This is a genomic window from Streptomyces sp. NBC_00354 (assembly GCF_036106915.1).
Taxonomy (GTDB): Bacteria; Actinomycetota; Actinomycetes; order Streptomycetales; family Streptomycetaceae; genus Streptomyces.
The window spans coordinates 4,160,452-4,173,627 of sequence record NZ_CP107983.1; the positions used below are offsets into that span (position 1 = coordinate 4,160,452).

The 13,176-nt window shown below is 72.0% G+C and carries 15 protein-coding genes; 11 read left to right on the top strand and 4 right to left on the bottom strand.

Features of this window, described 5'->3' with window-relative positions; genetic code table 11:
- The first annotated feature begins 41 nt into the window (after positions 1 to 41).
- The 3 genes from OHT74_RS18840 (at position 42) to OHT74_RS18850 (ending at position 2,278) form a co-directional block, all read left to right on the top strand.
- The gene (locus OHT74_RS18840) at positions 42 to 995 is read left to right on the top strand and encodes an alpha/beta fold hydrolase (RefSeq protein ID WP_266995986.1); all 954 of its coding nucleotides are present in this window, start codon (positions 42 to 44) and stop codon (positions 993 to 995) included.
- A 32-nt stretch (positions 996 to 1,027) separates the two neighbouring features.
- On the top strand, positions 1,028 to 1,189 hold the full coding sequence (locus OHT74_RS18845; protein WP_328620850.1) for a hypothetical protein: 162 nt from the start codon (positions 1,028 to 1,030) through the stop codon (positions 1,187 to 1,189).
- A 123-nt stretch (positions 1,190 to 1,312) separates the two neighbouring features.
- Positions 1,313 to 2,278, top strand: coding sequence for an NAD(P)H-dependent flavin oxidoreductase (locus OHT74_RS18850; protein ID WP_266665577.1), 966 nt, complete (start codon positions 1,313 to 1,315; stop codon positions 2,276 to 2,278).
- A 13-nt stretch (positions 2,279 to 2,291) separates the two neighbouring features.
- Here OHT74_RS18850 and OHT74_RS18855 read toward each other — a convergent pair whose 3' ends face one another.
- On the bottom strand, positions 2,292 to 2,738 hold the full coding sequence (locus tag OHT74_RS18855) for a heavy metal-responsive transcriptional regulator (RefSeq protein WP_328620851.1): 447 nt from the start codon (positions 2,736 to 2,738) through the stop codon (positions 2,292 to 2,294).
- A gap of 111 nt (positions 2,739 to 2,849) precedes the next feature.
- On the opposite strand from OHT74_RS18855, the gene OHT74_RS18860 reads away from it, so the two are divergent.
- From OHT74_RS18860 to OHT74_RS18895, 8 genes are all read left to right on the top strand, one after another.
- A complete protein-coding gene (locus tag OHT74_RS18860) occupies positions 2,850 to 3,848 on the top strand; it encodes an alkylmercury lyase family protein (protein ID WP_328620852.1) in 999 nt (332 codons plus the stop codon).
- Positions 3,849 to 3,880: 32 nt separating this feature from the next.
- Positions 3,881 to 4,369 carry a DUF5990 family protein gene (locus tag OHT74_RS18865; protein ID WP_328620853.1) on the top strand — a complete coding sequence of 163 codons (489 nt, stop codon included), beginning with the start codon at positions 3,881 to 3,883 and terminating at the stop codon, positions 4,367 to 4,369.
- Positions 4,370 to 4,421: 52 nt separating this feature from the next.
- Positions 4,422 to 4,832: a VOC family protein gene (locus OHT74_RS18870; protein WP_266627282.1), complete on the top strand. Its 411-nt coding sequence runs from the start codon at positions 4,422 to 4,424 to the stop codon at positions 4,830 to 4,832.
- A gap of 179 nt (positions 4,833 to 5,011) precedes the next feature.
- Positions 5,012 to 5,458: a helix-turn-helix transcriptional regulator gene (locus tag OHT74_RS18875; RefSeq protein WP_266665581.1), complete on the top strand. Its 447-nt coding sequence runs from the start codon at positions 5,012 to 5,014 to the stop codon at positions 5,456 to 5,458.
- A gap of 5 nt (positions 5,459 to 5,463) precedes the next feature.
- A complete protein-coding gene (locus OHT74_RS18880; RefSeq protein WP_328620854.1) occupies positions 5,464 to 6,087 on the top strand; it encodes a glyoxalase in 624 nt (207 codons plus the stop codon).
- 101 nt (positions 6,088 to 6,188) lie between these two features.
- The gene (locus OHT74_RS18885; RefSeq protein WP_266665583.1) at positions 6,189 to 6,641 is read left to right on the top strand and encodes a pyridoxamine 5'-phosphate oxidase family protein; all 453 of its coding nucleotides are present in this window, start codon (positions 6,189 to 6,191) and stop codon (positions 6,639 to 6,641) included.
- Positions 6,642 to 6,737: 96 nt separating this feature from the next.
- Positions 6,738 to 7,214: an iron chaperone gene (locus OHT74_RS18890; RefSeq protein ID WP_266665584.1), complete on the top strand. Its 477-nt coding sequence runs from the start codon at positions 6,738 to 6,740 to the stop codon at positions 7,212 to 7,214.
- A 131-nt stretch (positions 7,215 to 7,345) separates the two neighbouring features.
- Complete coding sequence (locus OHT74_RS18895; protein ID WP_328620855.1) at positions 7,346 to 9,157, top strand: GmrSD restriction endonuclease domain-containing protein; 1,812 nt, start codon at positions 7,346 to 7,348, stop codon at positions 9,155 to 9,157.
- Between the two features lie 66 nt (positions 9,158 to 9,223).
- On the opposite strand, the gene OHT74_RS18900 is transcribed toward OHT74_RS18895, so the two are convergent.
- From OHT74_RS18900 to OHT74_RS18910, 3 genes are all read right to left on the bottom strand, one after another.
- Entirely contained in the window at positions 9,224 to 10,180 is a 957-nt protein-coding gene (locus tag OHT74_RS18900) for a hypothetical protein (protein ID WP_323139567.1), read from the bottom strand.
- Between the two features lie 76 nt (positions 10,181 to 10,256).
- Positions 10,257 to 11,765, bottom strand: coding sequence for an APC family permease (locus tag OHT74_RS18905; protein WP_328620856.1), 1,509 nt, complete (start codon positions 11,763 to 11,765; stop codon positions 10,257 to 10,259).
- 379 nt (positions 11,766 to 12,144) lie between these two features.
- Positions 12,145 to 13,041: a sigma-70 family RNA polymerase sigma factor gene (locus tag OHT74_RS18910; protein ID WP_328620857.1), complete on the bottom strand. Its 897-nt coding sequence runs from the start codon at positions 13,039 to 13,041 to the stop codon at positions 12,145 to 12,147.
- Positions 13,042 to 13,176: the final 135 nt, after the last annotated feature.

The window sequence follows — 13,176 nt, forward strand, 5'->3', positions numbered from 1 at the left end:
ACGCTCGTATCACGAAGAACGGATCTTCCCGGAGGTGCCCCGTGCCCGAGACCCCTGCACCTGAGAGCGTGACCCGTGTGCGCCGCGACGTCGGCCGCTACGTGAACGACGAGCTGCGCGACCGCTACTTCGCCGCCGGCGACGTGCTCTACGCGATGGGGGCGCCCATCCGCTCCGAGACGGACGTCGAGACCAGCTTCGGCACCACGCACGTCTACCGGTACGGCCCCGTGGACCCCGCGGCCGAATCCCGTACGCCGATCGTCCTGATCCACGGCGCGGCCTACTCCTCCGCCATGTGGTTCCCCAACACCCCCGGGCTCAGCCTCGACCGCCCCGTCTACGCCCTCGACACCCCCGGCGACGCCGGGCGCAGCATCCACCGCGAGCCCATGTGGCAGCCCGAGCGCGCCGCCCAGTGGATGGACGAGGCCCTCGACGCACTCGGGCTCGACCGGGTCCACCTCGTCGGCTCCTCCTACGGCGGCTGGCTGGTGCTCAACCAGGCCCACCGCCGACCCGGACGGCTCGCCTCGGTCACCGCCCTCGACCCGGGCGGCCTGGAGAAGGTGGGGCTGCGCTTCTTCGCCTGGATCTTCATCAGCCTGTTCGCCACCTTCGCCCCCAAGGCCCTGCGCCCGCGCCTCGCCGCCTGGCTGGACCAGCCGGTCCTCGCCATCCCCGAGATGCGCGAGTGGATCCAGCTCGGCGCCCGCGCGTACCGGATCCGCCGCCCCGCACCCCTGCCGCTCGCCGAGGACGCGCTGCGATCCATCCGGACCCCGCTCTACGTCATCATGGGCAAGCACAGCCTGCTCCTGCACCCGAAGCGGCAGCTGGAACGCGTACCGCGCCTGATCCCCGGGGCCCGCGCCGAGATCATCGCCGCGACCGGTCACGGACCGCAGATCGACCACCCCGACGTGGTCAACGCCCGGATGCTGAGCTTCATGGAGGACATCGACTCCCTCGACCCGGCCGCGGTCGACGGATGACTCCGTCCGCTCATTGGCCGGTCGTGGGGGCCGTGGCCGTGGCCGCGTGGCTGCGCGCCCGTGAGGTGTCGGCCCTGGCCGCCTACATCCACCCGGAACACGCCGCGTCCGCGGGCGTGGCCCGCGCCCTCGGACTGACCGCATCCGACGCGCTGGTCGACGGTGAGACCCGCTGGAGTACGTCCGGCCGCTGACGCGCGCCCGCCGGGATGCCCAGGGGGACACGTACGTTCGGTCGCGAGACGATGGGCACAGGAGCATGCGACGCGGACGACGCCGCTCAGCGCGGAGGCCGGGCGCACTGCTGGAGGTGCTGGATGCTGACCACCCCTGTATGTCGACTTCTCGGTATCGACGCCCCGGTCGTCTGCGCGGCCTTCGGCCCCTGGGAGGAGGTCGATCTGGCCGCGGCGGTGTGCCGGGCGGGCGGCCTGGGCAGCCTGGGCACCGCCGTCCGGCCCCTTCCGGACCTGAAGGAGCAGTGGGCCCGGCTGCGGCAGCTGACCGATCGGCCGTTCGCGATCAACCACACGACCCGCCCCCTCAACGAGGAGGCGTTCCAGGCCACGATCGAGGAGCGGCCGGCCGCGATCTCCTTCCACCTGGCGGTGCCGCCCGACCTGATCGCCCGGGCCCACGACGCCGGCATCCTCTGGATCCAGCTGGTCACCGACCTCCGTCAGGCCGACGAGGCGCTGCGGGCCGGAGCGGATGTGCTGGTCGCGCAGGGCGGCGAGGCGGGCGGACACGGCGGGGACGTCGGCACGATGGTGATGGTCCCGGACGTCGTGGACCTGGCGGACGACGTACCCGTACTCGCGGCCGGCGGGATCGCCGACGGGCGTGGCCTGGCCGCGGCTCTGGCGCTCGGCGCGCAGGGTGTGCTGATGGGGACGCGCTTCCTCGCCTCGTCGGAGATGAACGTGTCGCAGGCGTGGAAGGACCGGATCGTCGAATCCGCTGCCAGGGACGCGGTGAAGGTCGTCAACAGCGAGCGGATCCTGCCGCCGTTCAACCGCCCCGGCAGTTCCGGGGTACCGCGCTGCCTGCGCACTCCGCTGCTGGACGCCCTGCGCGAGCACCCCGACCAGGTCGACCCCGAGGAGATCGTGCCCCGCGTGATGGCCGCGATCCGCGCCGGCGGCGGCGAGGAGTACCTCCCCTTCACCGGCCAGTCGGCCGCCCTCGTGCACGAGGTCCTGCCTGCCGGCGAGATCGTCCGCCGGACGGTACGGGAAGCCGAGGCGGCACTGGCGGCAGCGGCCCACGCCATCGGCCGGTGACCGTACCCGGCGATCAGCCGCTTGCGGTGACGGGCCGGGGGGTTGGGCGCTGGGGGGGTGGGCGCTGGGGGGTGAAGATGGTGCAGATGCCGTCCTCAGTGCAGGTTTCCGGGTCGGTCTCGGCGGCGCGGTGGGCGAGGTCGCGCAGTGCGGTCCGGGTTGTGCGGAGTTCGGCGATGCGCCGGTCGATCTCTTCGAGGTGTTGGTCGATGAGGTCGGCTACGTGGCCGCAGGGGGCTTCTCCGCTGTCGCGGAGGGCGAGGATGCCGCGGATCTCGGCGAGGGTGAGGCCGGCGTGCTGGGCTTCGCGGATGAACGCGAGGCGGGTGGCGGCTTCGGCCGGGTAGTCGCGGTAGCCGCCGGGCGTGCGCGGCGGGGCGGGCATCAGGCCGGCCTGCTCGTAGTAGCGGACGGTCTTGGCGGTCAGCCCGCTGGTGGAGGCGAGGTCCCCGATGCGCATGCTTCGAGGGTAGCTCTTGACCTTCCAGCGCAGTGGAAGGTCTACGGTCGGGTTCAGGGGCCAGGAGCTGGGAGCCGGGGGCTGGGGGCCGGTAGCTGGGAGGACGTTGCCATGCGGATCACGGTTCTGACGGTTCCGGACTGCCCGAACGGGCCGGTCGCGCAGGAGCGGATCGCCGCCGCGCTGGCAGGCCGGGCCGCCGAGGTCGAGTGCGTCGAGGTGCGCGAGGAGGCCGACGCCGCCCGCCTGGGCATGACCGGCTCCCCGACCGTCCTGCTCGACGGGGTCGACCCGTTCGCGGTGGCAGGGGCGACGCCGAGCATCTCGTGCCGTGTCTACCGCGACGGCGGCCGGGTGGAGGGGGCGCCGAGCGTGGCCGCCTTGCGTACGGCCCTCGCCGACGCCGGTCTCGAGCCGGACCCGCTCGATCCGATCGGGCGGGGTGGCCGCGGCCGGGTGGCTCCGGCGGAGCGCGGGTTGCGGGCCGCCCACCAGGCCGTACTCCGGCACTTCGCGACGACCGGCCGGGCCCCCGGGGCGGATGCGCTGGAGCCCGTCGCGGCCGCTGCCGGGCGGACGGTCGGGGACGTGCCGGCGGAGCTGGACCGGGAGGACTTCCTGACCCTGGACGAAGACGGCCAGGTCCGGGCGGCGTACCCGTTCTGCGCGGTACCGACCCCGCACCGGGTACGGATCGACGGCGGGGCGGAGGTGTGGTCGATGTGTGCCGTCGACGCCCTCGGCATTGCGGCCATGCTCGGCCGGAACACGGTGATCTCCTCCACCGACCCGGTGACCGGCGAGCCGGTCACGGTCACGTCGACGGACGGGACGACGGTGTGGGAGCCGGCCTCGGCCGTGGTCTTCGTCGGCCACCGCGCCGTCGCCGGTCCGGCCGAGGCGGTGTGCTGCGGCGCGCTGAACTTCTTCACGAGCCGCACCTCCGCCACCACCTGGTCGCAGCGGCATCCGGACGTACGCGGCGACATCGTCGGCCAGGACCGCGCCGAGGAACTGGGCCGGCGGACCTTCGGACCGCTGCTGGCCACGGTGCCACGGTCGAGCCCCGACTCCGCGTACGGTCCTCTGACGTCAGGTCCGGCGATCTGATGTCACGTCCCGCAGCCCAGGAGGGTGGCCCCGTGCAGATTCGGGTCGAAGCCGTCGACCTGCCCGGCAGCACCTGCGGCGCCGGCCCGGACTTCCCCGGCTACCGCAACATCCACGTCGCGGTCCAGCGGCGCGACCGCAGGGACGAGCTGCTGGATCCGTACCCCGGTGACGCCGTCTCGGCGACATGGACGCTGGAGTGCACGGCGACGCCGACCGCGGCGGGCTTCGACCTCAAGGGGCCGTACATCCAGGGCCGCCCCGCGGCTCGCTTCATCTACCTGAGCTGGGGCAGCGTGGACGAAGCGGGGACCTTCGCCATGTTCCGCCGCGCCAAGCTGATGCTCGATGCCGTCGATCCGGACACCACCGCCGCCGCGCTGCGCTCCGGACGTCTGCTCGCGCGCCTGCGCCTCACCGATGCATGCGGGCGGCCGCTGTGCGCCCAGGTGCGGCCTCCGCTCGTCGAGTGGTCCGCCCCGGCTCAATGGCCGGACCCGGTGGCCCGACCCGTGTCCTGACAGGTCAGGAATCGAGAAGCCCGGCCACTGCTCCGCGGCTAGCGTGATGGTCATGGACATCACCATTCACACGACCGCCCTCCCGCACGACGACCCGGACGCCGCCGTCGCCTTCTACCGCGACGCCCTCGGCTTCGAGGTCCGCAGCGACGTCGGCCAGGGCAAGATGCGCTGGATCACGGTCGGCCCCGTCGGCCAGCCCGGCACGTCCATCCTCCTGGCGCCGCCGGCCGCCGACCCCGGGATCACCGAGGACGAGCGCCGCACCATCGTCGAGATGATGGCCAAGGGAACGTACGGCTGGATCCTGCTGGCCACCCGGGACCTCGACGGCACCTTCGAGAAGGTGCAGGCCACCGACGCCGAGGTCGTCCAGGAGCCGACCGAGCAGCCGTACGGCGTACGCGACTGCGCCTTCCGCGACCCCGCGGGCAACCTGGTCCGCATCCAAGAGCTGCGCTGACCCCGGCCGCCGCCGGACCGCTCCACCGCCTTCGCCGGCCGGCGTCGCACACGACGCAGGCCACCACCGCCCGCTCCCCCCTCACCGGTGAACACCCCACCCCCGCCTGCCAGTTGCAGGCCGGCCCGGTGATCGCGAACATCGATGAACGGAGTTACCTCATGTGCCATCCTGCGTGGATGAGCGCACTTACCGCCGCGCAGCGCCTGAGCGACCTCGCCCGGCTGCGCCGCGTTCGCGACCGGATCGACCGGGAGTACGAGCAGCCTCTGGACGTCGAGGCGCTCGCCCGCGGCGTGAACATGTCGGCCGGGCACCTCAGCCGCCAGTTCCGGCTGGCCTACGGCGAGTCGCCGTACTCATACCTGATGACGCGGCGCATTGAGCGCGCGATGGCGTTGCTGCGTCGCGGCGACCTCAGCGTCACCGAGGTCTGTTTCGCGGTCGGCTGCTCGTCGCTGGGCACGTTCAGCACCCGCTTCGCCGAGCTGGTCGGCATGCCGCCCAGCGTCTACCGGCGCCGCGCGGCGGACGGGGCTGCGGGCATACCGTCGTGCGTGGCGAAGCAGGTCACCAGACCGGTCAGGAATCGAGAAGCACCGGCGACCGAGCCGGAACTAGCGTGATCGGCATGAACTCCCTCGCATCCGTCACCCTCGAGGTGGCCGACCACACGGCCGCCGACCGCTTCTACACCGCCTTCGGCCTGGGCGCCCAGGTGCGCCTGCAGGCCTCGGAGGCACCGACATCCGGCTTCCGCGGGTTCGCCCTGGCGCTCACGGTGTCCCAGCCCGCCACCGTCAACGCATTGATCGGCGCCGCCCTCGACGCAGGTGCCACGACGGTGAAGCCCGCCTCGAAGTCCTTCTGGGGCTATGGCGGCGTCGTACGGGCCCCCGACGGGACGATCTGGAAGATCGCCACGTCGGCGAAGAAGGACACCGGCCCGGACACCCGGCAGATCGACGAGATCGTGCTCCTGCTGGGAACGGCGGACGTGTCCGCGAGCAAGCGGTTCTACGTCGGCCACGGCCTCGCCGTCGCGAAGAGCTTCGGCAGCAAGTACGTCCAGTTCGACGCCCCTTCGGGCGGCATCAAGCTGGCGCTGTACGGGCGCAGCGCCCTCGCCAAGGACCTCGGCGTCCCCGCCGACGGCGCCGGATCCCACCGGCTCGTACTGGGCAGCGGTGCCGGCGCGTTCACCGACCCGGACGGGTTCGCCTGGGAAGCCGCGTCGATGGCGCCCACGATCTGATCCGGCACGGCAGATCCGGCACCACAGGTCCGGGCACCGCACATCCGGGCACCGCAGAAACGTCACCGCCGACCGATGAGCACCGTACGACTGGAGGAAGCATGACAAGCGCGCCGCCGCGTGGGCTCGAGGAGAGGCTGCGGGACACCCGCGCGCGACTGGAGACCGACGTCGATCTCTGGGTCGCGACGCCCGGTTCCCCGGGCGTCCACCTGATCCCCCTCTCGTACCTCTGGGACGGGACCGCATTCCTGATCTCGACGCCGCGTTCCTCGGTCACCGGCCGCAACCTGCTGGCGGACGGCCGGGTGCGGCTCGGCCTCGGGCCGACCCGCGACGTCGTGCTCGTCGACGGCACCGCCGAGCCGGTGGACCTCGCCGGCCTCGCCCCGAAGACGGGCGACGCGTTCGCGGCCAAGACCGGCTTCGACCCGCGCGAACTCGACGAGCCGTACCAGTACTTCCTGATCCGGCCGCAGCGCATCCAGGCCTGGCGCGAGGCCGACGAGCTGCAGGGACGCACCCTCATGCGCGACGGCCGCTGGCTCGGCTGACCGCCGCGCCGCCCACCCGCTGCACCCGCTGCACCCGCTGCCCCCGCCCGGACCGCAACCGGTCGGCTTCCGAGAACCCGCGAGAGGAAACCTGCAATGAAGAACACGCAGACGTCCACCCAGAGCACCGGCGCGGCCGACAAGAAGTACGAAGGATTCACGGACGAGGAACGCGACGCGATGAAGGAGCGCGCCCAGGAGCTGAAGACGACCGCGCGCCGCGGTTCGCGCGCCGCCAAGGCGGACGCGGAGGGCGACGTCCTCGCGAAGATCGCCGAGATGCCGGACGCGGACCGCGTCCTCGCCGAGCGGCTCCACGCCATCGTCAAGGCCGGCGCGCCGGGCCTCTCGCCGAAGCTCTGGTACGGGATGCCCGCGTACGCCAGGGACGGCAAGGTCGTCTGCTTCTTCCAGAGCGCGCAGAAGTTCAAGTCGAGGTACGCGACGCTCGGCTTCAGCGACCAGGCGGGTCTCGATGACGGCACCATGTGGCCCACCAGCTACGCCCTGACGGAGCTCACCCCCGCCGACGAGGCACGAATCGGCGCACTGATCGAGAAGGCGGCGGGCTGAAGCGGGTCCAGCCAGGCCGGGAGCCTGCCGGGCGGGCAGCTGCGACGATGCCCGCCCCGCGCCGGCACACTCCCAGTACTGTCGGGCGCGTCATGCCGTGAGCCGCGCGAGCCGTGCCCGAAGGAGCCGATGTGGCCGAGGAAGCATTCAGCATCGACAAGCGACCGCTGCGCGACCTGTTGCAGCAGGTCGAGGACGGTCGGGCACAGCTGCCCGAGTTCCAGCGCGGCTGGGTCTGGCCGTACCCGAACATCGCGAGTCTGCTGGCTTCGATATCCCTCGGCTACCCCCTCGGCACCCTCATGACGCTCCGCGCCGGAGGCGACGTCCGCTTCAAGTACCGCCCGATCGAAGGCGCCACGCTCCCGGGGCCCCGGGAGCCGGAGTCGCTGGTCCTGGACGGGCAGCAGCGGCTGACCTCCCTCTTCCAGTCGCTCAAGCTCAACCGGCCTGTCGCCACACAGGACGTCCGCAAGCAGGCCGTGTCCGGCTGGTTCTACGTCGACATGCGCAAGGTCCTGGACGGTTTCACCGACCGCGAGGACGCCATCCGCTTCCTGCCCGCATCCCGCAAGGTGGTCAACTTCCGCAGCGAGGTGCAGATCGACCTCTCCACTCGGGAGAAGGAGTACGAGGCCCTCTTCTTCCCCCTCAACTCCGTGCTGAACTCCGACGACTGGGAGGAGGGCTTCGAGGAGTACTGGGATGACGACAGGGCCATGCGCCGGCTCTGGAAGGACTTCGACAAGGCCTTCATCAAGCCCTTCATCCTCTACCACGTCCCTGTCATCGAGCTCGGCAAGGCGACCGAACGGCAGGCCGTCTGCCAGGTCTTCGAGAAGGTCAACACCGGCGGTGTCACTCTGACCGTCTTCGAGCTGCTGACCGCCACCTACGCGGCGGACGAGTTCGATCTCCGCGACCACTGGGAGCGCGTGTGCCGCGCCGCATGGCAGGCACCGGAGTACCGCATCCTGCGCGAGGTCTCCAACACCGACTTCCTCCAGGCCGTCACCCTGCTGGCCACCTACCGGCGGCGCGTGGCGGAAGCCGCGCACGTCACCGAGGAGGACCGCCTTCCCCGGGTCGGCTGCAAGCGCAAGGACATGCTCGCGCTCTCCCTGAAGGACTACGAGGAGCATGCGCCGGCCGTCGTCGAGGGCTTCAAGAAGGCCGCGAAGTTCCTGCACCAGCAGCACTTCTTCGACACGAAGTTCCTGCCGTACGGCACCCAGCTCATCCCCCTCGCCGCAGTCCTGGCCGCCGCCGGGAACGCGGCCGATCCGGCCGGCGCCCAGCGCAAGCTCGCCCGCTGGTACTGGTGCGGAGTGTTCGGGGAGCTCTACGGAGGCTCTACCGAGACCCGGTTCAGCCAGGACCTGCCGGACGTCGTGGAGTGGATCCGCGGCAGCGACCAGGAGCCGCGCACGGTCACGGCCGCGCAGTTCGCACCGGGCCGGCTGCTGACCCTGCGCACCCGCCAGAGTGCCGCGTACAAGGGCATCTACGCGCTGCTGCTCAAGGCCGGGGCGGCCGACTGGCGGACGGGCGAGCCGGTGAAGGTCACCGACTACTTCGACGAGGCCGTCGACATCCACCACGTCTTCCCGAAGGCGTGGTGCGAGCAGAACGGGTTCAAGCCGGAGATCTACAACTCCATCGTCAACAAGACCCCCCTGACCGCGCGAACGAACCGGATCATCGGCAGCCAGGCCCCCTCCGCCTACCTCGCTCAGCTGGCGAAGACCGCCGAGATCGGCCCGGAGGACCTGGACGCGCACGTCCGCACCCACGTCGCCGGCCCCGCCCTCATGCGGGCCGACGACTTCGACGGCTTCTTCTCCGCCCGCAAGGCGGCCCTGCTCGCCGCGATCTCGGGCGAGATGGGCAAGGCGATCCTGACGGACGCCGAGTCCGACGCCGACGCCGCCTGGGAGTCCTGAGTCCGCAGCCGGCCCACCGGTTGGGGTCGAGGAGGAGCGGGGCGGCCTCCTCCCGCCGCCGCCCGGTCAGCGGGTGGCGGCGCGGGCGCGGGTTCGCCAGCGGACGTACTGCTCCTCCGGGTCGCCGGTGTACGCCCACGGGACGCGGGTGGCCCGGCCGTCCAGGAGTTCGAAGACCGTGGCCGCGTCCGCGAGCATGTCGGCGTGGACCAGGCCGTGGGCCAGGTGGTTGAGGTCGGCCACGTCCTGGGCCTGCGGGGCCGTGCGGGACCAGATCCAGCGCTCCATCGTCGTCCGCAGGTCCCAGCGTCCCGCGTCGCCGCTCCAGTGGTGCAGCAGGTCCAGGCTGTTCCTGCCCTCGCTCTCCGCCCGGTGCCGGTACTGCTCCGCCCGGGCCACCTGCGGCAGGACCGCGAGGGGCGAGCCCAGCGGGGCGGCGGCCGCGCGGTCCCGCGCGAAGTTGTACGCCTGGCCGTGCGAGCCGTGCCAGCGGGCGGACATGTAGCGCAGCCCCTGGTGGTGCGCCTCCCGGTGGTACGGGTCGCGGGCGCAGACCTCCTGCCACCACCGCCCCATGGAGGCGTGCCCGCCCTCGTACAGCCGCGCCAGGGTCACCAGCGAGACCCACGGATGGGGGTCCTCCGGGGCTGCCTCGGAGGCCTGCAGGCAGATCCGGGCGGTCCAGTCGAGGCGGTTCACGGCCGGCATGGTCCCGCGGCGGGCGACCGCGAACATCCGCATCACCTCGATGTCCGCACGGAGCACGACCGCGTCGGGGCTGTCCGGCTCGGAGGCCTGCCAGGCCTCCGCGACCCGCCGGTCCGCGGCGGCGTCGGCCAGCAGCCGGATCCGGTGGCTGCGCCGGTCCCAGTCGCGGGGCGCACCGGCCGCGAGCAGGTCGCGCAGGCCCTGCCAGCGGCCGGCGGCGACGTCCTGGCAGGCCTCCGACAGGGCCTTGTCGCCGAATGCGGGATCGTACTGCGGTGCCGCCGGGGAGCGGCGGCGTTTCCAGGCCATGGCCATGCGGACAGGACCCTCCTCGGATCGACGGACCAACCATCTGGGGACCTGCGGGACTGCGGACGTACGGGCCGACGGCTCAGAAGTCGGTGAGGAGTTCGTCGGGCCGGCCCGTGTCGGCCCGTGAGGAGGGGTCGAGGTCGGTGACTCCGTACGAGGCGTCCACCGCCCGGGCGCGTTCGGGGTCCAGCGGGACCGCCTCGTAGTACGAGCGGCCGTGCTGCCGGTACCTCAGCATCGGCACGACGCCCAGCACGAGCGTGCCGAGCCCGATGCCGAGCGCGAGGGCGTTCAGTTCGGTCAGCGACCGGACGAAGATCCACACCATGAACAGCCCGCCGCCCAGCGGCCACAGGCCGACGAGGAGCAGGTTCCCCACGGACGCGAACAGCTGCTTGCGGTGGACCACGACGGCGGAGAAGGCGGCGAGGCCGTAGTAGAAGCAGATCAGCAGGCCCACGCCGCTGACCGCGTCGGCGAGCAGCCGCGCTCCGGAGCCTGAGCCCGGGCCGGAGCCCAGGTTGGCCGCGACGGTGAAGGCGAGCGCGACGCCCGCGACGACCGCGGTGGCGGTCCACGGCGTCTGCCGACGGGAGTGGATGCGGCCGAACGCCGGGGGCAGGGTGCGGTCACGGCCCATGGCGAAGAGGGTGCGGGTGGCCTGGATGAGCGAGGTCTCCAGCGTGGCGACGGTGGAGAGCAGCACCGCGAGGACGAGCAGCCGGCCGCCCCAGCCGGGCCAGACCGCGTCCCCGAGGACGGTCAGGAAGGACTCGGGGTTCTGCCGTACGACGTCGGCGCCGACGAGGATGTTGACGGAGACCGTGAAGACGACGAACAGCGCGAAGCACGTCACGACGCCGATCACTCCGCCGAATCCCGAGCTGCGGCGGCCGCCGCGGGTCTCCTCGCCGAGGTTGCTGGTCACGTCCCAGCCCCAGTAGGCGAAGACGGCGATCAACGCACCGGTCACGAAGTGGTGTTGGCCGTCGAAGTGGCCGAATCCGAACCAGGAGAGGGAGAAGTCCGCCACGTTGCCGTCCGTGGACAGGGCGGCGACGGCGAAGGCCAGGAGCAGTACGAGCTGCGTCCCGGTGACGGCGGTCTGGGCGTGGGCGCTGATCCGGGCGCCGTACATCACGACGCCGGCCACGAGCAGGAACCAGCCGGCGCCGACGGCCGTGGCCAGGACGGTGTGGCCGGCCGCCGGGACTCCGAAGAGGGACAGCGTCGCGGCGCCGGCCGGCAGGGCGGTGGAGGCCATGAACACGGTGGCGGAGACGACGAGCGCCCAGCCGCTGAGGAAGCCGAGGAAGGGATGCAGCGACCGGCCCGTCCAGGCGTACGAGGCCCCGGCGTTCGGGTCGAGGCGGCCCAGGTGGCGGAAGGCGAGGGCGATGCCGAGGACGGGGAGGGCGCAGTACAGGAGGACGGCCGGGCCGGCGACGCCGACGGCGGCTATCAGTGCGGGGAAGGTGCCCGCGATGGTGTAGGCCGGACCGCAGCCCGCCACGGCCATCACGACGGAGTCGAACGTGCCCAGCGCGTCGGCCCGCAGACTCCCTCCGGCACCAGAGTGCTTGCTCACGATCACGTCTTTCCTGGAGGCGTACCAAGGGAAAGGGGGATGGAAAGAGGAAAAGGAAAGGGGAGGCGGGAGAGGGGGCGGTAAACGGGGCCGGGACAAATTCGTGGGGATGCCCGGCGCGTCGGAAATTCGGGCGGCTTCGCGGTGGCGTTCCCGGCCCTTGCCGAGCCGACCCGGTTGCGGATCGCACGACCGGGCGGCTGAACAGGAACCAGATCCTGCCCAAACCGCCCAGGAAGCGCAAGGGTTCGAGCGAAGATACCGACGATCGACCCGGTTATTGATATTCGAATCAATGCAAGCTTTCCCGGTCCACCGAGGATTCACTGGTGATCCTCGACAAGACCGGAACCGGGCCCGGCGGTTCGGCGGGTGCGGGTCAGTCGCCCAGGACGGACCCCAGATCGATCCGGGCGAGGCGCTCCGGGTCCGTGAGGATGTCGAGCGCGACGATCTTTCCGTCCTGGACGGTGAACGCCATGAGCGACAGCGGCTCGCCTTCCGCCATGGCGAGCACCCCGGGAAAGCCGTTGACGAAGACCGGGTGGGCGGCCGCTGCGAACCGGGCGAACATGACGGCGTTCGAGGCGACGTCGGTCGCACCGCGCCGGACCGCGCTGGGGCGCAGCGCGCCGCCGTCGGAGCGGGCCACGACATCGGGGTCGAGGAGGTCGACGAGCGCGTCGAGGTTCCCGCCGCGCGAGGCGGTGAGGAAGGCCTCCACGACCTCCCGGGTGCGCACCAGGTCGGTGTCGGGGGCGGGCGCGGCCCCCTGGACCCGGCGGCGGGCGCGGCTGGCGAGCTGCCGGGTGGAGGCGGCGGTACGGCCGAGGACCGGGGCGATCTCGTCGAAGGGGACCGCGAACAGGTCGTGCAGGACGAAGGCGAGCCGCTCGGCGGGAGCCAGGGTCTCCAGGACCACCAGAAGCGCGATGCCCACGGAATCGGCGACGAGGACCTCCTGCTCCGGATCGACGGCTGCGAGCCCCGTGACGACCGGGTCGGGCAGCCGGACGTACCCGTCCTGGTCCTGCAGCGGATCCTCGCGCCGTGTGGTGCGCGAGCGCAGCATGTCCAGGCACACGCGGCCGACGACGGTGGTCAGCCAGCCGCCCAGGTTCTCCACGGCGGTGACGTCCGAGCGGCTCAGCTTCAGCCAGGCCTCCTGCACGGCATCCTCGGACTCGCTGATCGAGCCCAGCATCCGGTAGGCCACGGCCCGCAGATGGGGGCGGTACTCCTCGAAGCGCCGGGCCAGGGCGTCCTGCTCGCTCACCTGTCACGTCCTCGCGTCGTTGATCGTCGGTACACGCATGGACGGTAACCGGACGGTGCGTCATGTGCGCGTGGATTCCGGCCGGATGTCCTCCCGGTGCCCATTGCGGTGACTGTCGCAGGGGGCTCGAGGTGA